Origin of the sequence: Nocardia sp. NPDC049220 (assembly GCF_040647855.1) — a bacterium.
Classification (GTDB): Bacteria; Actinomycetota; Actinomycetes; order Mycobacteriales; family Mycobacteriaceae; genus Nocardia.
This window is the reverse complement of the sequence record NZ_JBEZDA010000001.1, coordinates 490,556-515,961: the sequence shown is the minus strand read 5'-3', so window position 1 is coordinate 515,961 and position 25,406 is coordinate 490,556. Positions and strand designations below refer to the sequence as shown.

Genomic DNA, 25,406 nt, shown 5'->3' with positions numbered 1-25,406 from the left:
CGTATCCGGATCGAGACCGCGATGCCGGCAAGCAACAGGGCGGCCGCGAGCGGCTATTCCGCATCACTATTCGCAGACCATTCCGAGTACGAGACTCGAACGGATTCCGATTCGGAATTACGGGAGAGGAATGCTGGATTATCGACAACCACGCCAGAATTTCGCTCGGTTGACAGATGGAAAGCCAAACAGGCGCCGATCCGCGATCAGCGCCTGTGGCGAGCAGCGTCATTGCTGCGTATGAGCAGCATCATTGCTGCGAAGTGACAGCGTCATCGCTGCGAAATATCCTGGCGCCTAATGATTTTCACAGCAGGCGCCGGTTAAGCATCAGAGGTAGGCGCCGCATACGGGCCATGCGCCCGGGCCCTGGGTGGCGAGCACGTTCTCCGCGACGCGAATCTGCTCCTCGCGGCTCGCATTGGACGGGTTGCCCGAGCCGCCGTTGGCCGCCCAGGTACTCTGGGTGAACTGCAGGCCGCCTGAGAAGCCGTTTCCGGTGTCGGTGCCCCAGTTGCCACTGCTCTCGCACTGCGCGACAGCATCCCAGTTATGGGCCGACGCGGTGGCGGTGGACAAGCCGAACGGCACGGCGACGAGGGCGCCGAGCGCTGCGGTGAAGCCAAGGACACGAGTGCTGAACTTGCGGTTTTGCGACATGTGATTTCCCGCCTGCGCCCACCGGCTCGGCGGTGCGTCCGCCGCGTCCCTGCCCCCAGGAAGGTCGGGGATACTCGAACCGTGGGGCAGGGTTTCCGGCGTTCAGCGATTCGAGTTTCGGCCTCGGCGTTGATCCGAGCCGAGTACGACGTTAGCGGAAAAATCACGACAGATCACGGACGAATAACGAACACATAACCTGAATCACTGATCGAGACTATTGCTATCCACCCCGGTCGAACCCACAATATTGTCGATATCAAAGTTCCGTGATAGCTCCGTTATGTGTTCGAGATCACAGAGATATCAGGTTTGCGGATCGTGCATCCGGGTGCGACCAGTATGTTCGACTCGACTCGCTCCGCGCATCCGCCGACAGGTGTCGACCGTTCGGGGCAGCCGCTGACCCGGCGAGATCAGATCGCTACCTGTCGAGCGAGCAGCCCGGTGACCAGGCACGCGACGACGAACTCGCGGTGGGAACACCGATCGACCGGACGCGTCTTGTCGCCACGCCAGGAAGGGTCCGCAGGCGCACGCCCCCGGGCAATGCCGGGATCTGGGACGGCCGGTAGACCCGCGCTCGGCGGCACTACGGCCTGCTCCATCCCGAGCCGGCGGTAACGCGGCAGCCCGCCGCTGGACTATTCGCCGTGCGCTCGCAGCTGATAAAGCCCTTCGGTTTCGGCGACCATTACCCCGTTGGCGTCGGTGACCACCGCCCGCAGCGCGAAGTCGGACTTGCCGCGCTCCGCGGCCTCCTCGGTGATCCGCGCGATCTCCGCTTCCGACAGCGTCGCCGCCGCCCGCACGTCGGTCTTCGCGGGCTTGCGGAAGAAGATGCGCAGGTCCTTCACCAGCGGATAGAACGCCGAGTTGTCGAAGGTGGCGACAGCGATCGCACCACCGAGAATTTCGGCGACGGTGAACAGCACGCCCGCGTACATCACGCCGAAGTGGTTGCCGTTGCCCGCGACCGGCACCGTGGTGGCCGCGAATCCGCGTCGCACTTCCACCGCCCGTGCGCCCATCTTGTGCGCGACGGGGATGGCGAACTCCAATGCCCCGTTGACAATGTCCGTGAATGGCGGAGTCTCCTCGACCTCACCCATGTCCACAACCGTCCCTTCCCGCCGGAGGTGGCTGACACCTCGTCGTCTCTGCCGCGGCCACCGCGGTGGACCTCACCGAACTGTATGCCCTCGATACCACGCCCCGACAGCGTTCGCTCCCCGTCCGGGGTCGACGGGGAGCGATCTGGCGTCCAGAAAGGCACGACACGCACGGACGGCTCGCGCCCGGTGTCCTGGACGCCGGACGAGGCACCGCCTCACCTGGGCGGCTGGATCGCCGGGGTGAAGGGTTGGTTGATCGTGGTGAAGTATTGGACAAAGGCGGCAATGGCGATGGGTGCGGTAACGAAGAGTTGACCCGCCAGAGTTCCGAGTGCGCCCACGGCGATGATGCCGCCCAGACAGCCGACCGCAGCAGCCGGAATGAATGGTCCGAACATACCGACGATGGTCGCGGCGGCAATGGTGGCACCGGCAAGACCACCGAGTACACAACCGACGATGCCGCCACCGACGCCGCCCACTGTGGTGGCGATCGTGGCACCCGTCGCAATGGTCTCCTTCAACCGGGTGAAAGCCGCGACTTCCCGCTCATACGGCGTTCGCCACAGCGCCTGGTCCTCGAAGGGGAGGGCAACCGGCCGATACGCCGCGTGCTCGAGATCGAATTGCGGTCTGAGCGTTGCGGTTCGACCCTCGATCGCGGCGGCGATAGGGAAAATGAAATCGTCGACCCGGAACTCCAACGGGGTTCCCGCGAGAACGGCGCCATTGGTGGCTTCGACTTCGAATATCCCGTTCTCGACCTTCATCGAACCCGAATCGATATGGACGACCACGTTCTCTTCGGATGTGGTGGCGGTGTAATTGACGATGCCGCTCGCGGTGGCCGATGGAGCGGCGGCGGCGGTTCCGGCCATGACACCGGCAATGGCGACCGCAAGCGTCGTGACTGTGGCGATTTTGCGCAGAAGCATGTTCTGGGAACCCTACTCGGTTGTTCGGATGGCGCGATTACGTGGCGATTCAGCGATCGGCGAACGCGTGAACCGACAGGCTCATCGCTGTGGGAGTTGCGCGGCGATGATCCCCCGGACGTCATCCGGCGAGGCAAAGGCGGCGACAGATCGGTCGTGCCCCGGCGAGTCGACGGCGGAACCCAGCGCTACGGTGCCGCCGAACAGGGCGGCGACAGCGGCGCCGACGAGCAGCCAGCGCAGACCGGCGAGCGTGCGGCGAAGCATGGCATCCATGGTGAAACCTCCTGCGGGAGTGATGTTCTCGAAGACGAACACCACCATCGCAGGAGGTGACTGAAGCCAGCCTGAAGCCGCCTGAAATCCGCTTCAGGAACTGTCTGCCGCGCTCGCGCGGCTCATGCGTCGACCGGCGAATATCACAAAGCCGGGACCAACTCTTGGGTGATGGCGTCGACGAAGTCGACGAGGTCGCCCGGATTGCGCGAGGTGATCAGCGTCCAACCGTCTTCCGGCGATTGCACGCTCGCTTCGTCGACCCACGCTCCCCCGGCATTGGTGATGTCGGTGCGCAGCGAGAAGTACGAGGTCAGCGTCTTGCCCGGCAGCAGGCCCGCGTCCACGAGCAGCCACGGACCGTGGCAGATCGCGGCAATCGGCTTGCCCGCGTCCACGAACTGCTTGGCTAGTTCGACGGCCCGCTCGGTCACTCGCAGCCGATCGGCATTCACCGTGCCACCGGGCACGACCAACATGTCGAAATCGTTTTCCGAGACCTCATCGAGCGACGAATCCGGTGGCACGACAGTATCTTTGTCCACGTCGCGTCGGACCGTCTGGACCGGATCCGGCTTCGGCGCGGCGTGGGTGACCTGGGCGCCTCGGTTACGGAGTTCGTCGCGTGGCATCAGCAGTTCGTCCCGTTCCACCCCCGCATTCGAGGTGATGATCAGGACCCGCGCACTGTTCAGCTGATCGGGCATGAGCAACTCCTTTGCGATCGGGGTGTCCTCCCCCGGTCATGCCGCGAACGAGACCGGCTAAACCCGACGGGACCGGAATCATGGCGCGACTTCACCCGCGCACCGGTCGACGACGCTGGATGCCGGTCCCCGCGGTCACCTCCCCGCCGACGGAGGCAACAACGTGGCCGACAGGTGCTCTTGGGCCAGACGACGCAGGGCTGACAGCACAGTGTCGCCGAGGATGGTGCCCACGATCGCGGTTTCGGTCATGCGCTCCAGACCTGATTTCTTGCCGACCAGGGCGAGGTCGGTCGCCGCGATGGCTTCACAAGCAGTGGCGTAGTCGTCCATCGCGGCGACCACGTCGGCGTGGCCGAGCAGGCGTAGCGCGGCACAGACCTCGACGAGGGTGCCACGGGCGGGGCTGGTCTCGTCGATGTGCCAGCCCCGCCGGTTCAGCAACTGCGCGACGTCCCCGGCAGCGGTCTCGCGCTGTTCGTCGCCGACCGGTGATCGGCGCCCGCCCAACGCGTACAACACGTGGCCGATCGCGTCCCGCGCGGACACGCTACCGCCGTCCAGCACGGCGAGCAGCTCCTTGGCCGCCCCCACCGACAGGCCGCCGATATCCACCAGCGCACGGATCAGGCGCAGGCGGCCGACGTGATCGCCGCTGTATTCAGCCTGGTTGTGGTGGGTCCGCACGCCCGGGGGCAGCAGGCCCTCGCGAACGTAGAACTTGATCGTCGCGGCAGGGACGCCGCTGATACGGCTGAGTTCGGCGATGCGCATCGGACTCCTCGACATCGGTCCACGTATTGACAGTGGGAAGTACAGCTATCGATACTAATACTGATAGTGCAACTATCGATACATGGAGTCCCCATGGAATCCGAGGCACCGCGGCCCCGATCCTGTTCACCCCGCTCGGTGTCCCGGTCCACCCGGCTCATCCGATCCACCCGGCACCGCGTCCGGAATCCAACCGCCCCACGGAGGCATGATGGAAACCCTCATCGTTGCGCTGGTCACCCTGCTCGTCTTGCGTGCGGCCGGCGCGCTCGGCGCGGGCCGATTCGCCGTATGGCGCACCTGCGCCGCCTACGCCCTGGGCGTGATGCTGATCATGACCGGCACAACGCATTTCCTCCCCGAAGTGTTCGCCGACTCCCCCGCACCAACCCACGCGGATTTCATTCCGATGGTGCCGCCGTTCGTCCCGCTTCCCAGCCTGATGATCTATCTGACCGGCGTATTGGAACTACTCGGCGCGATAGGTCTGTTCCTGGCGCGCACTCGCCGACCGGCTGGGCTCGGCCTCACCGCGCTGTTGCTGGCGATGCTGCCAGCCAACATCTACATCGCCGTCGCCGTCGTCTCGTTCAACGGCGCACCAGCCACCCCGTTGTGGGCGCGGATTCCCGAGCAGATGGTGTACATCGGCGTCGCACTTTGGGCAGCCGGGGTACCGCGGTTGCCGCGAAAGGGCAGCGCCGAACCGTCCGACCGAACAGTGATCGGCACCGAAGAAGTGCGGGCGTTATCGATCTCGAGTACCGAACCGGACCGCACCCGGCATTCCGGCGCACCGTCACCAAGCGTCGACCAGCCGGTCGGTCAATCACAGACGGCACCATAAGATGCCGAGCCCACCAGCTTCGAATACTTGGCGAGCACGCCGCGGGTGTAGCGGGCCGGCAATGGTTCCCAGCCCTGTGCACGCCGCGCGAGTTCCTCGGCGTCTATCAGAAGGTCGAGGGCGCCCGCGCCGACATCGAGCCGGATCCGGTCGCCGTCGCGCACGAACGCGATGGGGCCGCCGTCGACCGCTTCCGGGGCGACATGGCCGACGCACAGGCCCGTCGTGCCACCCGAGAAACGGCCGTCGGTGAGCAGCAGGACATCCTTGCCCAGTCCGGCGCCCTTGATGGCCGCGGTGATCGCCAGCATCTCGCGCATTCCCGGGCCACCTTTCGGTCCCTCGTATCGGATGACCACCACATCCCCCGCCGAGATGGTGCCGTCCTCGAGCGCGTCCATCGCGGGCCGCTCGCGGTCGAAAACCCGTGCTGTACCGACGAACACGTCGGAGTCGAATCCCGCCGACTTGACAACGGCGCCGCCGGGCGCGAGCGACCCGGTGAGAATGGTGATACCGCCGGTCGGGTGGATCGGCGACCCCATCGCCCGAACAACCTTGCCATCAGGATCCGGCGGGGCGATATCGGCCAGGTTCTCCGCGACGGTGCGGCCCGTCACCGTCAGACACTCGCCGTGCAGGAGTCCGGCATCGAGCAGCGCCTTCATCATCACCGGCACGCCGCCGATCCGATCCACGTCGGTCATCACATGTCGGCCGAAGGGCTTGACATCGGCGAGATGCGGCACTCGGCGACCGACCCTGGCGAAATCGTCCAGCGACAGATCGACGTTCGCCTCGTGCGCGATCGCCAGCAGGTGCAGAACGGCGTTGGTGGAACCGCCGAATGCCATCACCACCGCGATGGCGTTCTCGAAAGCCTCCTTGGTGAGAATGTCCGACGTCGTGATCCCGCGTCGGATCAGCGTCAGGACGGCCGCGCCACTGCTCCTGGCATAGCCGTCCCTGCGCCGGTCGGTCGCGGGCGGCGCCGCGCTGCCGGGCAACGACATGCCCATCGCCTCAGCGGCACTGGCCATGGTGTTGGCGGTATACATCCCACCGCAGGCGCCTTCGCCAGGACAGATGGCCCGTTCGATGGCATCCACGTCGGCGCGGCTCATCAGGCCGCGCGAGCAGGCTCCGACCGCCTCGAACGCGTCGATGATGGTCACCTCGCGCTCGCTGCCATCGGACAACTTCGCAACCCCGGGCAGGATCGAACCGGCGTACAGGAACACACTCGCCAGGTTCAACCTGGCCGCCGCCATCAACATCCCGGGCAGTGACTTGTCGCACCCCGCGAGTAGCACCGAGCCGTCCAGACGCTCCGCCTGCATCACCGTCTCGACGCTGTCGGCGATCACCTCGCGAGACACCAAGGAGAAGTGCATCCCCTCATGGCCCATGGAGATGCCATCGGACACCGAGATGGTGCCGAACTGCAGGGGATAACCGCCGCTCGCGAACACGCCGTCCTTGCACGCTCTGGCGAGCCGGTCCAGCGAGAGGTTGCACGGGGTGATCTCGTTCCACGAGGACGCGACCCCGATCTGCGCCTTCTCCCAATCGTCGTCTCCCATGCCGACCGCGCGCAGCATCCCGCGGGCAGCGGTCTTCTCCAGGCCGTCGGTGACGTCGCGACTGCGGGGCTTGAGGTCGGGGACATTCGGGTCAGTGGCCACGGCTGTTCATCATTCCCGCTCGCACCGGATTATGGTGCCGACCACGCCGATCACCGACCCTCGCTCCAACAGCGCTGGACTCGGTCGGCCGGCGCCGATCGGACCGTTCGCCCCGACGCGCTATCCCGCGACGGCTGCCCCGGCGGCGCGCCCAGCCGCGTGCCGAGATCGGCCGGTTGCGCAGGACATCGAAAGGATCGGCCACACCATGTCGCGCGCAGTCCACCGCGCGCGGTGCGGTCGCCCCGAGATGCGGAGGCGGCCTTCTGCCGGTACAACGGAATCGTGAGGGCTTCAAGGTGTTTGGCTGTGTTCGTCAGCGTCGTCACGGCCTGTGCAGCGGTGTCCGGCCTGTCCGTTCGCCCTGCCGCGGCCGCCCCGACGGGCGCGCACTTGGTCGACGAGATAACCCTGGGCGGCTCCGCATCACGGATGGATGTCTACTCGCCTTCGATGGATCGCATCGTGAGCAACAGGGTGATTCGGGCCGCTGGCGGCCCGGCGCCCACGTTGTATCTGCTCACCGGTATCGGTGGTGGTATGGACGGGATCTCGTGGTGGGACGACACGGATGTCCGAGAGTTCTTCGCCGACAAGGACGTCAACGTGGTGATGCCGATCGGAGGCGCCTACAGCCTGTACACCGACTGGCTCACCGACGACCCGGCGGTCGGCCGCAACCGGTGGCAGACCTATCTCACCCGAGAACTCCCAGCAGTCCTCGATATTCGGCTCGACACCACACGGCAGAAAGGGATCGCGGGAGTCTCGATGAGTGCGGCCTCCGCGGTCGACCTCGCCATCCAAGCGCCCGATGTGTACAGCGCCGTCGCGGCATATAGCGGGTGCCCCTGGGCGTCGGATCCCGTCGGTGTGGCGATGACCAGCGCCCAGGTGATCCGCGGCGGGGCCAACCCAGCGAATATGTGGGGCGACCCCGGCGAAGCGATCTGGCAGGCGCACGACGCCTTCGCCAACGCGGCCGCCCTCGCGGGAAAAACCATCTATCTCTCCGCCGCTTCCGGCACCCCCGGCGCGATCGATCGAGGTGGACTCCCCTTCCCGCCGATCGAGGCGATCGCGAGCACGTGCACCGCGGCCTTCGCGGACCGGCTCACCGAACTCGGCCTGCCCGCGATTCATGTCAACCGCCCGGAGGGATCGCACACCTGGGGTCAGTTCGAAACGGATCTGCACGATTCCTGGCCGCATCTGGCTCACGCGCTCGGTGCGTGAAACACGCTCCCGCCGAATGGAATCGGGCGCTGCCGGTGCACCATCTCGACCACGGTGGGAGCGGAACTCGACTACGGCCTTCGGCCGGTGAGCTTCTGCACCCTGACGTCGAGGACGGCGGCCGGCCGGGTTACGGCCGCGAGCATGCCGACACCCGGCCGGGAAGTCTCCGCTCCACGGCCGGATATCAGCTGATTTCACGCCATCTCGGGCACCCGCAGGTGCGCGAATGCCAGGTCGAATTCCGCTATCTCGAGCACTGCGGCTCCCGCCCGTCTGGTCGCCGCTGTTCTGAGCCGATCTGTCATCGCACGGGTGTTGTCCATCGCCTCGCGGCTTGCCAGGACGGTCGAGCCCACCCCCCGGCCGGTTGCCCGGTCGACGAACAGACTGGAACTGCAGAATCCCTCCAGGTTCTCGACCTCCGGCAGCACCGTCGCCCTGTAAGTGTCGATCATCTGATCGACCTCGCTCGGATCGATCTGAACCCACGTGCACCGAGTGCACGCGCCGTCACCGGCCGGATGATCGCGGTGCACGACCGCGATTTCCCATTCTTCGACCAGCTGGACCATGCCTTCGAGCGATTGGGCGAGGCCGTCACGAAGTGATTGGACCCGCTCTCTACTGGCCTGTACCGCCGCCTCGGATTCCCACGCGGTCGTGGCGATGCAGCGCCCTGATGCCCGGTCGGCCAATAACGACAGGCCCACCCACCCCTCGATGTGGGGCAAGTTCGACATCACTTCATCGCGGAGGTATTCGATCCCGCTGTCGATCGACGACGGCTGGGCCGCGATTGTGCTTGAGCGTGCGTACACGGGCCACCTCCTACCCTGGTGAGGGCGACGCCCCGGTGGCGCCACCGGACATACTCACCTTCCTCCCCCGTCGACGTGCGCGCAATCGTGGTGGAATTCGTGCCGGTGGGGGCCGGTTCATCTCGAAATTGTTGATTCAATTACCCGACAGACAGTGGACTCGACGGCTTCGGCGCGACCGCGATGCGGCTCACGACCGCTCGGTCGATTTGATCAGAAGATTCTCCAGACTGGCGGTCCGATCGGAGTACGTTCGGACGCCGATGACCGCGACGAACTCGCGATCACCGGCCCGCCGTTGCAAAGAACTCCAATAGTTGGCAAGAAACCAACCCGCTCCGGCGGTGCCGCGCGGGCCCAATCCCGCGCAAAATATCCAATATCGATCGGGGTGCAGATCCGGACTCGGTCGTACCCGCGCGATGATGCCGATATTGCGGCTGTCGTTCGAGTCGTACCGGCTGCCATCGGTCAGCTCCAGGTGCTCCACATAGGTGCCGTCCTCCACTGGGTCGACGTGGATTGTGAACAGGGGATGGTCGACGCTTGCGAGATATAAATGAGTGCAGTCGTTGCCGCTCAGTCCGAAACTGATGTACGGGCGGTCGCACCGTCCGATAATTTCTCGGTCGCTCTTGAATTCGGTCGGAATACCCGTGTGGCGTTGCAGCAGGGAAAAGACGTACAGCAGTCCGCGAATATCATTTTCCGCCAACATGACCGGGACGCCGGGGCGATGTCGAGACGTGAATTCACCCTCCTGCTTCCCGAAGATGCGCTCACGGGAAATTCCGGCCACGCGCAGCGCGTCGAGGGATTTGCTGGTCAGCTCGAAGGTCGGGTATACCAAAGTCGCGCCGCCAACCACCATCTCGGTCCCGAGGAACGCCTCGAGCTCGAGGTCGGCGACCGGAAGACCGGATTCGTGCGCTCGAATGCCAGGCGGTGCGGAATCGGCCATCTGGAACAATCCTTCGATCGTCCAGCCCGGGAACATCTTGGCGAGTACCCGGCAGTGGTAGTCCCGCGGCAGCCCGATCATGCGGCCGGACAGCCACTGGTAGTACTGCGCCTTCGCCGGCCCATGCCCTGGCGGGATGGGCGGATCGAGCTGGGCCGCGCACCTGTCGTATGCGGCCAGAAATTCCGGATGACTCTTGAGATGCCGCTCCGCCAGCAGCATCTTCAACACGGTCGCCAACGAAAACCCCCTTACCCCGCCAACCTCCGTCCATGCTGCGGCGGAGATTCTGCGCTATTCGCTCGACAGCGACGCGACTGGGCCGACGGCCGGCAACCCGTCGACGGCCTAGTCACATCCGCCGTCAGATATAGGTGAAGGAGAGCCCGTTACTCACTCCCCCCGCGGTCGTGACGGTGATCGCCACGGTCCCCGTCCCCGCAGGTGCGACCGCCGTGATCTGCAGAGCGGAATCGACCGTGAACGAGGTTGCCGCTGTGGCGCCGAATGTCACCGCAGTAGCCCCCGTCAAGTTCGTCCCGGTCAACACAACCGGCGTGCCACCCAACGCAAGTCCCACATTCGGCACCGCGACCACCAGGGTAGGAACCCCGAGATACGTGAACGCCACACCATTACTCGTTCCACCCGGACCCGTCACAGTCACCTGCACGGTCCCCGTCCCAGCAGGCGCAACAGCCGCAATCTGAGTATCCGACAAAACAGTGAACGAAGTCGCCGCAACAGCGCCGAAAGTCACCGCGGTAGCACCCGACAAACCCGTCCCGGTCAACACAACCGGTGTACCACCCAACGCCAACCCCACATTCGGAGTCACCGTCGTCAGCGTCGGCGCTCCGGCATAGGTGTAGGCGACGCCGTTGCTGCTGCCGCCCGTGCCGGTCACCGTCACCTGCACGGTACCCGTTCCGGCAGGCGCGACAGCCGTGATCTGCGTTGCGGAGTCGATGGTGAAGACGGTCGCGGTGTTACCGAACTTCACGGTGAGCGGATCGGTGAACCCGGTCCCGGTGATAGTCACGCTATTCCCTCCCGACGCGGGACCCGAGGTCGGGGAGATGGACGTGATGGTAGGGATCACGACGTAGATGAAGGGAACCGCACCGCTGACGCCACCCGGGCCGGTGACGGTGACCGGAACGATCCCCGTTCCGGCGGGACTGACAGCCGTGATCTGCGTATCCGAGTTGACGATGAACGAAGTCGCCGCTGCACTACCGAAACTGACCGCGGTGGCTCCCGTCAGACCTGTGCCCGTGAGAGTGACCACCGTCCCGCCCGCAGTGGAGCCTTGGTTGGGAATGACGTTGTTCAACGCGGGAACCGCGAGATACGTGTAGGGAAGCCCATTACTGGTGCCGCCGGAGTTGGTGACGGTGACCTGCACCGCACCGGGCGATCCGGCGGGGGCGACCGCGGTGATCTGTGTCGCGGAGTCGAGGGTGAAGGTGGTTGCGGTGGCGCCGAACTTCACGGTTGCGGGACCGGTCAATCCGGTGCCGGTAATCGTGACGCTGGTACCCCCGGTGGTCGGACCCGAGGTTGGTGAGAGGGAGGTGATGGTAGGCATGGTGCTGCGTCCTTGGTTGATGTGGTGATAATTCCTCTGCACCGGGGGGTGCCCGACTCGCTTAGTGGCCCGGCTCTTTCCATTAAGCCCCGTGGACCGACACCTAGGCAACGAAAATTAGATCCGTTTTCGTCCGTTTTCGGATTGTTGTCCCAACCGACTGCGATTCGAGGCAAGCGGACACGACAAGTCGTTACCGCTGTGGGACTTTCGTCAATGCGAAGTCGCACACAACGCGGCTGTGCCGGAGGCCGGTCGACGGTGCCTCGATGACTGCAAATGCGAGCAGTGTCCACGTGGAGGTTTCTCACCGCAGACCTGAACCCCGAGACGGGCGTATCTGTGCACGTCAACCCGCCCGACCCGGCGCTCCGAAAATGAAATTGCCCCCGTGTATCCAGCTTGAAAATCGGCCGCGGCTCAAAGGTACAGCTCGGGCGGGTCCTCGAATTCGAAGCCGGCTTGGCGTGCACGCCGCACCATTTTTCGGTCCCACTCACGGTGTGCCCGTAACGCCATTCGGAACTCACCCATCTGCTCGGACATCTGCTGAGTCTGCGAAATAGCGAGGTCGCTCAATACCTTTGCCGCGTCGGCCTTCGTCTTCGTCATATGGGCGTCGACATCACCTCGTTTGAACCACGCCGTCACGACCGCCGACAGCACCGAGGAGCCGGCGATGAGCACGAGCGCCGAGAACACCGACGACTGTTGGAAGGCGTTCATGGTGCCTCCTCCCTCAACTTCACTTCGTGCAGCGTCTTCACGTCTCGCCATACCTGCCTGCGCTTCCACAGGAACGCCACACCCAGCGCGATGGGCAATGGCCCGCCGAGAACCGTCGCCGGACTGAGAGTGCTGTGCTGGATTTGCAGTAACAACAACTGTGCACCGTAGGCGACCAGCGACCAGCCGAGCGCTCCCAAACCGATTTGTTCGATCAGGTAACCCCAGACTCGCGCCGAGAACACACCGACCAGCGTCGCCACACACCCGATCAGCATCAGCACGAGCCACAGCATGCGGAATCCCGAGGACAGCGTCGCCGTGGCGGAACCCGATGGCTGGCCGTAGAAACACTGCAGCAGCGCCGAGCTACCGAAGACAGCGCACAGCACCACCTCGAATGGATCGTGACGTACCGTCCCCCCCGGGCGTTTCATGCGATTTCACCGCTACCCGGAGGTACCGGAATCACCCTGCCGCGTGCGGTCTCCACTGCCGGAAGCCCCAGTGCGGCCGCGAGGACGGCCAGGATGAAGTCCGACAGGTCGGAGGAGACAACCCCTTTGGTGACCTGGTATCCGACCAGCGCCGCCAGCACCGGATACAGCAGAGCGCGCACCGGCTCACTGCGCAGGGTCATGAACACTTTTTTCATCGGATTCTCCTTTTCTCAGCTCTGCGGGTCGTGCAGAGGCTTGTCGATGCCCTCGGCGGTCACCGTGGCCAGCGTCTGGCGCGGCGTCCAATAGACGCGGCCATGGTCGAAATCTTGATATGTACCGGTGTCCCAGGGGATTTCGTCGGATACCGGCCAGCCGAGCACCCCGTTCTCGGACCCACCGCGGTTCCAGCGATCGCGGATCGCGCCGTGCACCCAGTGGATGGCCTTGCCATCGCGCCGATACAGCGCACCGCCTTGAAAGCCCTGCACCTCACCCCACGGATGTCCGTCGGGCCCGTTCAGGACGGCACGGTCGGTGACCGGGTATCCGAGTGGTCCGGCCTCCCACCTCAATTCCTCGAACCTGTCCCACAGCGTCGCCGGGATCGGGTGCGCGCCGATCGAGGGGTGCCAGTAGATATAGCCGTGCTCGAATTGCGCGAATCGGCCGGCGCCATCGGGAGTGCTGAGTTCACCATCGGTGATTCGGCGACCGAGCCACGAATTCGCCGCGTAGGCGTCGTCGATCGCATTCGGCGGCGGTCCTTGCGGTGTACCAGCCGCGTATTCCCGCACATAGCCCAGGAACCGGGTCCAGGGAAAGTTGTAGCCGACGTCGGTGTGGTTGCCGATACCGAGGCATTCGGTCACGTACTTGTGATCGCTGAGCCCGTCCCGCCGTTGGTAGGGCGGCACGATGACATCGGTGGCGAACCCGTATTTCTTCGCGTCCTGCACGCCGAGCCAGGCGGCGATCCGGATATCTCGGTCGATCTGCGCCCAGTCGTCCGGCCCCCAGCCGGCCCGACTTCCGGCGAAACACAGGTTGATCGTGTACGAATTCGCGTCGAGCACCGACCAACTCGCGAGATCGGTATCCACGACATCGCATACGATGCCGTCGCGCACTGTGTAGTGGTAACTGGCTCCGTGCCCGGGATCGTTGAGATAGTTCGCCAGACTCTCCGCGGTGCCATTTCCCTCCTGTGTGTGCAGCAGGAAGTTGGTGATCCGTGCGCCGTGCCGCGACGATGCCGAATTCCCCATGCGGTCGAGTTCTGTGTACTCCGGTGCCGTCATCTTCTTCTTTCCTTCCCATGCGTCCAGCTGTGCGCCGCACGGCCTTCATCCGTGTGCGCGTCGTCGATCTCGATCGCTTCGAGCAGGAAGTCGCCGTTCGCCGACTGCTGCGCCAATCGGTTCGCCACATTCGCCGCACGGCCTGGCCGCGCACCGCCGGTCTCTTCCGCGCCATGAGCCCGACTCGGAGGTCGAGCCGTATGCGCACGCCGCAGCGCGACAGGGCCTCGGCTGGCAGGGTTTCGCCGTCTTCGCCCGGCAACTCGATCACCGACAGCGGCCAGGTCGACCGGCGGCGGGAGACGAACTGCGTTCCTCGGCCGATTCGCTCGGCGGCGAACCGGAGTCGCTGTGCCGCACGTCCGTACGCACCGATGGCTTGCCCGCGGTCGGCACCGCGCCGATCACGCGGGCGCTGCCGTGCCGGAACTCGTCGTCGAGGTCGCTACAGTCCCGCCGTGGTACTGCGCGGTCTTTCGACGGCTTCGGGGGCCTGCGTCGGCGGTGCGAGGATATCGACCGGCGGCGCACAGACAACAGCACGCATGGTGTCGACGGCGCTTTCGCGACCGGTGGGCTCGACGAGCGCCCGACAGTTTCTTCCAGAGTTCGCTGTCGGTGTCGTTGACCTGCGGGCGATCCCGATCGCCGCGCCCGCGGTAGCCCACGAGTTCGGTGCGAGGGAGGTATGGGTAGGCATATCGCTGCCTCCTTGTTGCCGTGACGAGATATTCCTCTACACCGGGGGGTGCCCCGACTCCAGTGATGGCCCGGCTACTTCCATTAACACCCTGGATCGACACTCGGGCAATGGTTTTCCGATCCGTTTTCGTCCGTTTTCGGATTATTGCGAGAAATTTTCGGTATCGATGCCCGCGGCAAGGAAAATCCGAGCGTTGCCGCAGCACGGATTTCAGCGATGAGGCGTCGTCATCGGTCAGCGGCAGCGGGACGCCGACGGCCGAGGACTTCGAGGCCGCTGGCGGGTGGCGAGTTCACCGACGAATGACTTGCCGAGGACGGCGTAGTTCGACGCGGTTCACTGTCGCGCGCCACCACGGTGATGGTATGAGCCCGGCAAGGCCGGCCGTCTCACGAGCGGACACGCCCCGTGGCCAGCGGCTCTTCGTCTCGGTGCGGCAACCGCGCACTGCGCTGCTCGCCGCAGGGCCGCCCCTCTGACGGTGCCCGTCGGCTGATCGGCGGATGGGTGCCGCCGCAGCCGGCCGCCTGGCTGCTCCTCTGCTGGTCGATCGGGTCGATGCTCGGCGCGCCGAGTTCATCACCATTCACCTTGTCGGCAAGGCATCGGTGGACAGTCCGACGGCCCCGCATCCGCGCGGGCTCGGCCCACCCGGCGACACTTCGCCGATAGCCCCGTGGACGACCGTCCGTTGCGATCCCCGGACACGTCCGGCTCTAGGTCGAGAACATGCAGCTTTGATAACTTCCGCTCAAATACTTACTGCTGTGCGGATTCACGTATTCGGAGTCCCCTCGGCCATCGGGGCCTGTGTACAACCTGACTGTGGCGTTCGTTTGGTTATCCACCGCGCCCTTCCCGATCTGAATATTAAAGGTTCGGTAATCGTCCGGATTGTCGATCCGGTCGGAGTATCCCGAGCCGTTTTGGTAGGAGAACGTCCCGAAGGCCATGTCCTCACCTCTTTCGTGAGACAAGCAGTCAAACGCCACTCGAATATGCGACTTGTCGCCGAAGTGTACGCGCGACAGTGGCACGATGGATAGGACAGGCAATGTTCTGGTTATCAGGTCACTTACGCAGGTCGAATCCACTCCATCGCGAGATCAGATCCTAACCAGATATCGATCAGCAAATCGAGGCTTAGCCGGGCGCGAGGACAGTGATCGACCTCAGTTGATCGACAGCTATCCGAGCCGCAGGAACGCATGTCATCATCGATCGCCCAATTCGCACTCGAGCGCGACAGTATGGATTCGCAAGAGCGGAGCCGACTCTGGAAATTTCGACCGAAGGTGCGCGAAAACCAATGTCGCCGAACGGTCGTAGAATGCCGCAAGGCGACCCGAACAATTCCGATGGTATCGGACCAAAAATAAGAACCGCGAGATGATTTGGGCCGCAGTCGGATACACGGATCGGTCGGGATCGTCGACACCAGCCGCCCGCGTTGCCCGCGTCCGTCCGGTTGCCTCGGCCGACGCCGCGGGGCGGGAGCGAATTTCACCAATGGTCAGCACGGCCGGATGATGCCGGACTGGACGGCGCCTTCTGTTCGACGTTCACCGGCTCGGCGATTCCGACGTAGATCCCGAACCGGTCAACACGCGCTGACACCGCCACACCGCGGCGACCGCTGCCGGTAGATGTCGTCCGATGGCCATACGACCGCCTATGAGAGCTTCGGTAGTTAGATCAGGACGCTAAACATTCGGTCGATCGGAGCCCTCGGGTGCCCGAACACCGACCACGGATCCGACCTGGCGCGGCCTCCCATCAGCTCGGGGTCGCTCGTCGGCCGCGCGATAATGCCGCCGAGCGGCACCGCGTCACACCGGCGGGCTCCCCTGCGACGCAGGGCGTCAAGACATGGTGAGTCGCGTGACCGGTAGGACCAGGGGCCCGCGGCGGCATCCGCCGTGACCCGATCGAAAGCGAATTCACAGCAAGTACACGGGCGATTCTGGTGAAGTGCACGGTGTAAGGCGATGTCCTGAACAGGTGCTGATCAGCAAGCAGCACCTGGACGAATCCGGCTCGGGGAGGTCAAGCCCATGCATTCTGCCACTACCCCGAGCATGCCACGCCTGGAGCTACCCGGACCTGCCGAACCGTTGGCGAATTGGGCGACTCGGCGTGGATCGCGGACGATCAACGCCGACGCGGTGGCCATCGAGACCGACACGGTGACCGGGTCGACCGCGTTCGTTGTCGCCGACGGTGTCGGGGATCATCTGCTGGCTGCCAGGGCCGCACGCACAGTTGCTTCGGTAGCGGCGCGAGTGGGTGCACGCCACGGCGCCCGGGCGGGGATTCTCGCGGCGCACCAGGAACTGCTGCGCGAGGTTCCGGAGCCGTCGGCCGACAGTGTGCTCGTCGTCGCGGTGCTACCGGCCGACGGTCGCCCGGATGGGCCCTGCGAGGTGGCATGGGTCGGCGACTGTCGCGCCTACCGGTGGAATGGACGAGTGCTGCACCAGATCACCACAGACCACACGCTCGCCGAAATGTGGCGAGCCCGCGGGCTCATTCCCCCGGCAAGGATGGACAATGTCGTCACCACCTCGGCGCGCACCACGCGGCCGACCGATATCGGCTATGCCGCGACCGGATCGAGCACGGGCAGGCTACTGCTGAGCACCGACGGTGTGCACAAGCGACTCGGTATCGCCGAAATCAAAGCCTTACTCGCGGACGGCGACACCGCAGGAACCATCGCGAACTCCCTGGTGGACACCGCCCTCCAGGGCGGAGGAACCGACAACACCACCGCGCTGGTCGTGGACCTACCGTCGCGCCGTCCCGCAGCGCCAGCAGTTCTCGACGAACGCGGTTAGCAGCCCGTCAGGTCTGCTTGAGGGAACCCACCTGGCAGTGGATCGACCCCGGGAGCCGGTCGATCCACTGCCAAGCGTTTGTCGGCAGAAATACGGTGGTTCGTCCCGCAGCCTCCGGACCGGCCGCGATTGCCGACCCCGTCCGACCGCAAGTCCCCACTGGAGCGAGTTTGCATCCGATGCGATCGGCGGCGAAAGTAGAACTAGCGCGAAGAACAGCGACGTTCGCGTAGCGCCTGGTCAGCAATGAGATGGTTTCGCTGACTCCGACCGGTGGTTGTGATCGGGACCGACAGCACACCTGCGCGACGCGCAGTCGAATCCCGCCGCTTTCTCGAGCGACAGCAAGCTCAGGAGGTACCCATAGCGATCACAGAACACAGCACGCCTGGACGGCGGACCATCGTGAACTCGATCGAGAACCTCGCCGACCACTCGCCGCCTCGAGACGATGGCCCTCTTCCGAATGGCGAGCCGATGCGGTATCCGCGGGTACCCGGCACAGCGCCCGAGTACCGCAGGCGTACCGGTGACGTTCGAACCGTCACCCTCTGGGAACCGTGCCCACACAGACAAAGGAGCAAAGATGTCCACCCTCCACTTCAAGGAGAAGACGAATTCGACGCCCGAGCAGTTCGTCGCCGCGCTCACCGACTTCGGGCCCGGCCGCTCGAAAGTGTTCGGCAACAGCGCCGACAAATTCCTCGAGGTGCACAACCGAGGCCCTGGTCAGGCCGACGTGACCGAAGGGTCGCACGGCATCTGGGAACGCCTGCACTACGACTGGTCGGACCCCAACCGCGTCGTCATGACGACAACCGACTCCAATGTGTGGGGCGGCCATTCCGGCCACACCTACACCTTCACGTCCCGGCCGGACGGAACGACCGATGTGGATGTCGTCGTGGTACGCGAGGGCAAGAATCTCACCGGACGGGCGCTCGAAGCCGTGGTCGGGACCGTCGGCAAGCGCACCTTGGAAAACGCGTTTCGAAAGTCCGTCAAAGCTGTCGAAGCCCGCGGCAACGACGGCGGCTGACCGCCATCCGGCGAGCTGTTCGACCGCATCGTCGGTGGCGCTGACAGTTCGCCCAGCGACCGGCGGTAGCCGTAACGCGGGAACAGATGACGCCGACATATGTCGGCTCGATTTTCGCTTTCAGTGGCCGCGCATGGCCGCGGCGATTTCGCGACGCGAGCGGAGTCCGAGTTTCGCCAAGGTATTGGACACGTGAGATTGAATTGTGCGGCGCGACAGGAACATCTGGGTCGCGATGTCGCCGTTCGAAAGGCCTTCTGCCACCAGGCCCGCGACTTTTCGTTCGGTATCGGTCAGCGCCGCCCAGCCTGATTTGGGACGGTTGCGCGGTCCGCGGACACCGCGCCGAATTCCGTAGGGCCGCACACGCGCGACCGCGCGGGCGATATCCCACGATGCTCCGAGCCGGGTGTACAGATCCACGGCGGCGTCCAATGCGACGCGGGCTTCCGCGCCGCGTCCCGCTACGGCGAGCACCACGGCTGCGTTCTCGAAAGCCTGCCCTTCATAGAGCGGCCGCCCGGCCTCCCGGAATGCGGCCGCCGCCGCGGCGAGGGCAGCAGGTTCGTGTTCGGCGAGTCCGCGACAGAGCAGGGCAGTGCCGTTTCTGGCCGCGGTCGGCTCACGCGCCACCAGAGCGTCAGCGTCGGCCAGCACCGATTGTGCTGCGTCCTGATCACCGACGGCGGCGGCCAGTCGGGCGATGTCGGGGAAGACATAGTGCAGCGTGGGCGCGGACAGCCCATCGGCCAGGCGATGTTGAGCATCGACCAAGAGTTGCAATGCCAGGTCCGGCCGACCGCGCGTCTCGTGAATAAGCGCGTTGACCCAGGGATTGAGCTGCGCGTAACCGCTGCTGCCCAGTTGTCCGTCCGGTGCGGGAACGGTATCCGGGGCCGGGAGAAATGTACCGCGCCGGATTCCGATCAGCGCGGCGAAACTGTGTGCGACCGGCGCGTAACCGAAGACGTCGGGCGCACCCATAGCAGAGGCGCATTCGGCGATCGCATCGTCCCAGCGACCGTCCAATAGATGCAGCCGCGCCTTCGCAACCAGGTTCGGCGCCAGATACGCACCGTTCGTCCTGCGGTTGTGGACAATGGCGGTCTGCAAGGTCTCCTCGGCGGCGGTGAGCCGATCGAGTTCGATCAGGCAGTGTGCATGCAATACATACGGATCGAATTGGTCCGATCCGAATCCGTCCTCGAATACGGCGACGATTCGGCTGCTCGAGTCCAGTGCCGCAGTGAGATTGCCCTGGGTGTAGCGCACGGCGCCCAGGCTCAGGAGACCGTATGCGGTGGCGAGCGGATTATCGGTGGCCTCGCCCAGATCGAGCGCCTGTCGGCCGGCCGCCGCCGCCGCATCGAGTCGCCCCAAAAAGAAATTGTCCAGTCCGCACAGGCCGAGGAAGCGACCCGCGGCCTCGGCACTCAGATCAGCGGTGGCCAGTGCCGTTTCCGCGATATCGACCGCGTCGGCCAACTTGCCCTGTGCGTGGCAGGCTGCCGCGAGTCGCCAGCTCAGCTCGACCTCGTCGCCGGTTTCCGGTCGAGTGCGCAGCGCCGCGCGCACCACCGACTCGGCCTCGGCGGCCGAGCCGTTCCACAACAATGCTTGGGCCTGCAAGCTGGTCAGGATCGCGCGTGTCCGGCGGTCGAGGTCCGCGACCGCTGCCGCGCGACCCAGCAGCTGCACTGCTATCTCGGGCGCACGCACGATCAGCTTATCGGCCACGGCCACCAGCCACTCGAGGCTGGTTGTGTCCAGCTCGTGGTCGCCGGCCGAGAGATAATACGCGATCCGCTCGATCGGCACGTCAGTCGTCTGCAGAACCTGACCGGCCCGGCGGAGCACATCCGATCGCAGCGAGGCGGGCAGTTGTTCGGCAAGCGCCTTCTGGATCAGGTCGTGCCGGAACACCAACTCGGAGTCGACCCGGGTGAGCAGCCCGGCGTCCATCGCCTCGGTGACCGCGCCCCAGACTTCGAGAATCGAACTGCTCAGGACCGCCGCGAGTTCCCCGACATCGACGGTCGGTCCCAGTGCGGCCGCCATCGGCAACACGTGCCGTGCCGTACGGGAGAGCAATGCCAGCCGCCGCGAGATCGCCGCAGCCAGCAAAGCGGGCGGGCGCTCAGCCGCCGTTCGCGCACGGTCGACAAGGTCGGCGATGATCGTGATGGCATCCTCACGTAACAGAGCGGCCACCAATTCCGTGATGTAGAGCGGGTTGCCGCGGGCGCCGGCCACCTGACGCATCAATTCCGCGCCGGGGGTGGCACCAACCATGTGCCGAACCAGCTCCGCGGCGCCTGATTCGGCCAACGGTTCGAGACGGATCGTCGGGGCACGGCGCTCCACCAGATCGGCCGCCAGCACCGTGTAGGCCTCGGGCTGCGGCAGTGGCCGGGCCGCGAGTATCAGCAGAAGCGGAAGATCGTCCAGGACACCGCAAAGCCGATGCAGCATCACCAGGCTCTGCCGATCCGCCCACTGGACATCATCGATGATCAACACGCCCGGGCCGGCACTGCACCACGCGTCGACCGAATCGAGGATCGCCTCGGTGATGGCGAATTCGTGGGTCGCCGCGCCGTCGCCGGCTCTGTTCCCGCTGCGCAACAGCGCACGAATCGTGTCCGACGTCGGATCGGGCTCGACACTGTCCACATCCAGCCACGAGCCGACCGCCGCGAACGGCACACCCTGTTGCAATTCCTTCGCGGTTGCCCTGCGGACGAACATGCCCGCGGCGGTATATCGGGGTACGGCCGCGTCGAGCAGCGCTGACTTGCCGATCCCGGGCTCACCCTCGACGAGGACAACCGTCCCCCGCCCCGCGGCGGCGCGCCGCCCCAGTGCCTCCACACACACCAACTCGGCACCGCGACCGACGAACACCGAGGTGGGAGAGTCCTGCACAAACTGGATACTAGGTGTTGACCAGGAAAGACGGGGCGACGCCAAAGGCGTACGGCCATCGGCCACGCGGCGATCGGATGCGGATATTCCTGTCTGGAATGACGGATGTTCTCCTTGCGCACCTGATTTAGAGTCCGGAACTACGGCAGCCTGATACTCGGAAATACTCCGGGCACAGAGCGTTTCGAACGCTGCCGAGCGAAGGAGAACCCGGTGGAATCCGAGGCACCGACCCGCCACCCCACGTCGGAGGTGGTGCGGGGAATCACATGCATCGGTGCGCAGGTCGTCACGGAAACCATCGCTCGCCCGCCGAACATCGGCGCTGCCGAACTGCCGGACGCCGACCAGGCGGCCTCGGCTGAGTGGCCCACCACCGTGTCGGGCCGCTGGCCTCGACAGCTGTCGTTGCGGATAGATACGGGAAGCGTCCCCGCGTGAACGGATATGTTCTCCCCGATGCGAGGCGGTGTCCTCGTTGACTGTCGCGGTAATCGGCAGGCCGAATCTGCGATCTTTTCCCGCCGAAGTGTGGATCATTTCGGTCGCCACGTTTCTCATTCGATCGGTGGGATTTCTGGCGCTGTATTCGACGGTGTTCTACACATCGATTGGGTTGAGCGCCTCGGCCCTGTCTCTGGCGTTGTTCGCCGCCGGTTTCGCCGGCGTGCTCGGGTCGCTCGCCGGCGGGTGGTCTGCGACCAGGTTCGGGTCGACCGACGTCCTGATCGCCGGCGCCGTACTCAATGTTCCCTTGCTGTTCGCACTTGCACTGATGTCGACGAATCCGGCGTCCGCGATTGTGCTGGCATCGTTCAGTGTCGCGGTGACGCAGTCGTTCGCCGGGCCCGCGGCGGCATTGGTCACCGGCTCGAACTACCGAGGCGACACCGTGACGGTGGTCGCCTTCCATCGAATTTTTCTCAGCAGCGGCGTCACCGTTGCCCCTATTGCTGTCGCGTTGGTGGGCGAAGACAACTTCTCGTTGCTGTTCTTCCTGTCGTCGCTCGGCTCGCTATCGACCGCGGCATTGCTCTTGCGTGAGCGCCCGCGACTTCGGGCCGCAGAGCAGCGCGCGGCAACTCGGAAAGGATCGGCATCCCCGAAGGAGTTCGATGCACACTCCCCCGTCGGCACCGGAGAAAGCCGCTCCCCAACGGCTCGGCTGTGGGCGATCGTCGTCGTCTTCGGAATAGCGATGACGGTCTATGCGCAGAGTATGAGCGGAACTCCGCTATCCGTTGCACGACTATCCGACGGCACGCAACTATTTAGCGTCCTACTTATCGTCAACTCTCTCTTCATCATTGCCTTCGAGTTGCCGCTCAGCTTTATCATCGCCAAGCTGAGATGGAACTATGCGCTGGGCTTCGGAATTTCCGTCACAGGCGTCGGTCTCGCCGTCTGCGGAGCGGGAACCAGCTGGACCGTATGCATTTTCGGATTCGTGCTGTTCTCCCTGGGGGAGGCCATCTTCATACCGTTGGCGAGCGCGTCGATAGCGAAGCTCTCGTCTTCTTCGGAAAACCCCAGGTATCAAGGGTATCTATCGGCCGCTCAGTCGATCGGCTTCGCAGTGGGACCGGGGATCGGAGCCTTCGGAGTCTTGCACGATGGTGCGTTGTACTGGGCTCTCGTCGTCCAGATCTCGTTGGCCGCCGGGGCAGTAGCGGTCGCGGCGGGGATGAATAAGGATAGGAGTCCGAATCGTGTCGGATAATTCGGTCTTGATCGTAGACCCAGTAAGCTCGGGAAAACTGTATCCTCCCGTGCTCGAGAAGTACGGGATCAACACGATCCTGTTGGATACCGACCATGCCCTGGTGTCCGAGTTCCGTAGCGCGCCCACTCCAGGCGCGTTGGATTTCACCGCAGACTTCGGAGCTTCCTACCAGCTGCTTCGTCAGATGTGCGTGGAACGATCGGTGAAATATGTCATCGCCGGATCCGAGCCCGGAGTCGAACTGTGCGATCGCCTCCGTGCCGACATTGCGGATTGCCCCGCCAACAGTCCAGCTCTGCCGATGCGGCGGTGGGACAAACAGCATATGTTCGAGGCATTGGCGGCTGCTGGAGTTCCCAGTCTGGCAACACGATCAGTTGCCGCAGGCCACAATACTGTTCCGGCAGAGGCGGTTGCGGAGCTACGCCGAGGACGGAAGCTGGTGGTCAAACCGGCTCGGGGCGCCGCCTCCGTGGACGTTCGATTGGTAGAAACCCCCGCCCAGTTGATCGATGCCGTATCCGCGATCACGGACAGCGCCGGACTATTCGGGGGCAACTCCGCCGCTCTGATCCAGGAAATGTATCCCGCCCCGAGGGTGGAATACGCCGTGGACACCTTCTCCGCTGACGGCAGTCATGAACTTCTGTGCGTCAGTGTGTATGACAAGTGGGTGTCAGGCTCCGGCGACTTCGTTTATGAGCGGGGTAGGTGGCTCGACCACGATGACCCGGTGGTCGCCGAGCTGACCGAGTACGCACGGCAGGTGCTCGATGCCTTGGGCATGTTCGTCGGACCTGCGCACATGGAGATCATGTCCGGTGCGCTGGGGCCCCGCCTGATCGATTTCGGCGCGCGGGCACACGGGATCGGCCATCCGCAACAGACTTATCTGCTCACCGGCAACTCACAGATCCACCGCGAGTGCGAGTACATCGCAGAGCTTTTCGGGATTCGCACTCCGGCACCGGAGCGACACGTCGGCTATTCGCTGTCCCGACGCGGCGCACTTGTGCTCTTCAGCATCGATCGACAATCCCGATATCTGGGTGGGGCCGCCGGCGAACTCATGGGGCTTGCGGGCGTCGAAGAGGTCCGGGTGGCGGCCGTGCCGGGTAAGACGTACCCGCCGACCCAGTCGATGATGGATTCGGTTGCGCTGGGACTGGCCTTCGTCGTCGCGGACAGCGCCGACGAACTGGATTTCCGATGCACCGAAGTCCGGAAGAGGGTTGGCGACTTCTTTGCTGCCGTCTGACCGGGCCGGCATAAAATTCGGCGGCCGGCGGCAGTCAGTGAAAATCGAAACCGCCGGCTTCAGGCGGCGATAACGGCGACAGTGGTTCGTCCGCCATCCACGTCGAGGACTGCGCCATAGACGAAGGAGGCTTCGTCGCTGCCCAAGTAGACCGCGGCCGCCGCGATGGACTCCGGCGAGCCGATGGCGCCCGCCGGGGTCCCGACCATCATGACGTCGCCGGGTGCGAGTGCGGTTTCCTCGGGGCTCGAGGTACGGACCACGCCGGGCGAGATGGCATTGACCCGGACGCCGCCCGGACCGAACTCGGCGGCCCATGCGCGGGTGAGAGTTTCGACCGCGCCCTTGGTCGAGCTGTATAGCGCGCCGACCGGGATACCGAGTCGCGCGATCCACGACCCGAGGTTGACTATCGCACCGCCGCCCGCGTCGACCATCGCAGGCGCCACTGCCGCGGTCAGGAAGAACGGCGCCTTCACATTGAGGGCGTAGACCCGATCGAAAGTCTCCTCATCGGTGTCCAATGTGGTCGGGCCAGGATAGATGCCCGCATTGTTGACCAGGATGTCGATGCGGCCACCGAGAACGCGGGTGGCCTGCTCGGCCAGTGCGCGGGACGCGGCGGCGGATCCGTCGAGATCGGCGGCGACGAAATCGGCGCGACCGCCGGCGGCACGGATTTCCTCGACGACTTCGGCACCTCGCTCGTGGCTGCGTCCCGACACGACGACATGTGCGCCTTCCGTTCCGTAGGCCAGAGCGATGGCGCGTCCGATATTGCTGGTGGCCCCGGTGATGAGTGCGGTTTTGTGGTGTAGTCGACTACGCATGATGGTGTTCTCCCGA

23 protein-coding genes are annotated in these 25,406 nt (G+C 64.9%); 7 read left to right on the top strand and 16 right to left on the bottom strand.

The window, feature by feature from the left end:
- Positions 1-330: 330 nt before the first annotated feature.
- The 6 genes from AB0C34_RS02150 to AB0C34_RS02125 all read right to left on the bottom strand — a co-directional run bounded on the left by AB0C34_RS02150 (position 331) and on the right by AB0C34_RS02125 (position 4,467).
- Complete coding sequence (locus tag AB0C34_RS02150) at positions 331-660, bottom strand: transglycosylase family protein (protein ID WP_357066576.1); 330 nt, start codon at positions 658-660, stop codon at positions 331-333.
- A 644-nt stretch (positions 661-1,304) separates the two neighbouring features.
- On the bottom strand, positions 1,305-1,772 hold the full coding sequence (locus tag AB0C34_RS02145) for a YiiD C-terminal domain-containing protein (RefSeq protein WP_357066574.1): 468 nt from the start codon (positions 1,770-1,772) through the stop codon (positions 1,305-1,307).
- 218 nt (positions 1,773-1,990) lie between these two features.
- Positions 1,991-2,710, bottom strand: a complete 720-nt coding sequence (locus AB0C34_RS02140; protein WP_357066572.1) for a hypothetical protein — start codon at positions 2,708-2,710, stop codon at positions 1,991-1,993.
- Between the two features lie 81 nt (positions 2,711-2,791).
- Positions 2,792-3,034 carry a hypothetical protein gene (locus AB0C34_RS02135; RefSeq protein ID WP_357066571.1) on the bottom strand — a complete coding sequence of 81 codons (243 nt, stop codon included), beginning with the start codon at positions 3,032-3,034 and terminating at the stop codon, positions 2,792-2,794.
- 95 nt (positions 3,035-3,129) lie between these two features.
- Positions 3,130-3,693 (bottom strand): type 1 glutamine amidotransferase domain-containing protein, encoded by a 564-nt coding sequence (locus tag AB0C34_RS02130; protein ID WP_357066569.1) that lies wholly within the window; start codon positions 3,691-3,693, stop codon positions 3,130-3,132.
- A 135-nt stretch (positions 3,694-3,828) separates the two neighbouring features.
- Positions 3,829-4,467 (bottom strand): MerR family transcriptional regulator, encoded by a 639-nt coding sequence (locus tag AB0C34_RS02125; RefSeq protein ID WP_357066567.1) that lies wholly within the window; start codon positions 4,465-4,467, stop codon positions 3,829-3,831.
- A 211-nt stretch (positions 4,468-4,678) separates the two neighbouring features.
- On the opposite strand from AB0C34_RS02125, the gene AB0C34_RS02120 reads away from it, so the two are divergent.
- A complete protein-coding gene (locus AB0C34_RS02120) occupies positions 4,679-5,314 on the top strand; it encodes a hypothetical protein (RefSeq protein ID WP_357066566.1) in 636 nt (211 codons plus the stop codon).
- Here AB0C34_RS02120 and ilvD read toward each other — a convergent pair.
- Entirely contained in the window at positions 5,293-6,999 is a 1,707-nt protein-coding gene (ilvD, locus tag AB0C34_RS02115; RefSeq protein WP_357066564.1) for a dihydroxy-acid dehydratase, read from the bottom strand. The two genes, AB0C34_RS02120 and ilvD, sit on opposite strands and share 22 nt — an antisense overlap.
- A 309-nt stretch (positions 7,000-7,308) precedes the next feature.
- On the opposite strand from ilvD, the gene AB0C34_RS02110 reads away from it, so the two are divergent.
- On the top strand, positions 7,309-8,235 hold the full coding sequence (locus tag AB0C34_RS02110) for an alpha/beta hydrolase family protein (RefSeq protein ID WP_357066562.1): 927 nt from the start codon (positions 7,309-7,311) through the stop codon (positions 8,233-8,235).
- A 197-nt stretch (positions 8,236-8,432) separates the two neighbouring features.
- On the opposite strand, the gene AB0C34_RS02105 is transcribed toward AB0C34_RS02110, so the two are convergent.
- From AB0C34_RS02105 to AB0C34_RS02075, 7 genes are all read right to left on the bottom strand, one after another.
- The gene (locus AB0C34_RS02105; RefSeq protein WP_357066560.1) at positions 8,433-9,056 is read right to left on the bottom strand and encodes a hypothetical protein; all 624 of its coding nucleotides are present in this window, start codon (positions 9,054-9,056) and stop codon (positions 8,433-8,435) included.
- A 190-nt stretch (positions 9,057-9,246) separates the two neighbouring features.
- Entirely contained in the window at positions 9,247-10,257 is a 1,011-nt protein-coding gene (locus AB0C34_RS02100; RefSeq protein ID WP_357066558.1) for a hypothetical protein, read from the bottom strand.
- A gap of 124 nt (positions 10,258-10,381) precedes the next feature.
- Positions 10,382-11,608 carry an IPT/TIG domain-containing protein gene (locus tag AB0C34_RS02095; RefSeq protein ID WP_357066556.1) on the bottom strand — a complete coding sequence of 409 codons (1,227 nt, stop codon included), beginning with the start codon at positions 11,606-11,608 and terminating at the stop codon, positions 10,382-10,384.
- 420 nt (positions 11,609-12,028) lie between these two features.
- Positions 12,029-12,334, bottom strand: a complete 306-nt coding sequence (locus AB0C34_RS02090) for a hypothetical protein (protein ID WP_357066554.1) — start codon at positions 12,332-12,334, stop codon at positions 12,029-12,031.
- Positions 12,331-12,771, bottom strand: coding sequence for a hypothetical protein (locus AB0C34_RS02085; protein WP_357066552.1), 441 nt, complete (start codon positions 12,769-12,771; stop codon positions 12,331-12,333). Before AB0C34_RS02085 ends, AB0C34_RS02090 begins: the two co-directional genes overlap by 4 nt.
- Complete coding sequence (locus AB0C34_RS02080) at positions 12,768-12,989, bottom strand: hypothetical protein (RefSeq protein ID WP_357066550.1); 222 nt, start codon at positions 12,987-12,989, stop codon at positions 12,768-12,770. Before AB0C34_RS02080 ends, AB0C34_RS02085 begins: the two co-directional genes overlap by 4 nt.
- A gap of 15 nt (positions 12,990-13,004) precedes the next feature.
- Entirely contained in the window at positions 13,005-14,075 is a 1,071-nt protein-coding gene (locus AB0C34_RS02075; protein ID WP_357066548.1) for an N-acetylmuramoyl-L-alanine amidase, read from the bottom strand.
- A 2,757-nt stretch (positions 14,076-16,832) separates the two neighbouring features.
- Here AB0C34_RS02075 and AB0C34_RS02070 point away from each other — a divergent pair.
- Both AB0C34_RS02070 and AB0C34_RS02065 read left to right on the top strand, forming a co-directional pair.
- Complete coding sequence (locus AB0C34_RS02070; RefSeq protein WP_357066546.1) at positions 16,833-17,615, top strand: serine/threonine protein phosphatase; 783 nt, start codon at positions 16,833-16,835, stop codon at positions 17,613-17,615.
- A gap of 586 nt (positions 17,616-18,201) precedes the next feature.
- Positions 18,202-18,654, top strand: coding sequence for a hypothetical protein (locus AB0C34_RS02065; protein ID WP_357066544.1), 453 nt, complete (start codon positions 18,202-18,204; stop codon positions 18,652-18,654).
- Between the two features lie 120 nt (positions 18,655-18,774).
- Here AB0C34_RS02065 and AB0C34_RS02060 read toward each other — a convergent pair whose 3' ends face one another.
- Positions 18,775-21,579, bottom strand: coding sequence for an AAA family ATPase (locus AB0C34_RS02060; RefSeq protein ID WP_357066542.1), 2,805 nt, complete (start codon positions 21,577-21,579; stop codon positions 18,775-18,777).
- A gap of 213 nt (positions 21,580-21,792) precedes the next feature.
- Here AB0C34_RS02060 and AB0C34_RS02055 point away from each other — a divergent pair, with 213 nt between their 5' ends.
- Genes AB0C34_RS02055 through AB0C34_RS02045 form a run of 3 tightly spaced genes read left to right on the top strand, consistent with a single transcriptional unit; the run spans position 21,793 to position 24,560 of the window.
- Positions 21,793-22,020: a hypothetical protein gene (locus AB0C34_RS02055; protein ID WP_357066540.1), complete on the top strand. Its 228-nt coding sequence runs from the start codon at positions 21,793-21,795 to the stop codon at positions 22,018-22,020.
- Positions 22,021-22,048: 28 nt separating this feature from the next.
- Positions 22,049-23,299, top strand: coding sequence for an MFS transporter (locus tag AB0C34_RS02050; RefSeq protein ID WP_357066538.1), 1,251 nt, complete (start codon positions 22,049-22,051; stop codon positions 23,297-23,299).
- Between the two features lie 49 nt (positions 23,300-23,348).
- On the top strand, positions 23,349-24,560 hold the full coding sequence (locus AB0C34_RS02045; RefSeq protein ID WP_357066536.1) for a hypothetical protein: 1,212 nt from the start codon (positions 23,349-23,351) through the stop codon (positions 24,558-24,560).
- Positions 24,561-24,619: 59 nt separating this feature from the next.
- Here the strand turns inward: AB0C34_RS02045 and AB0C34_RS02040 are convergent, their stop codons facing one another.
- Positions 24,620-25,390, bottom strand: a complete 771-nt coding sequence (locus tag AB0C34_RS02040; protein WP_357066534.1) for a glucose 1-dehydrogenase — start codon at positions 25,388-25,390, stop codon at positions 24,620-24,622.
- Positions 25,391-25,406 lie beyond the last annotated feature (16 nt).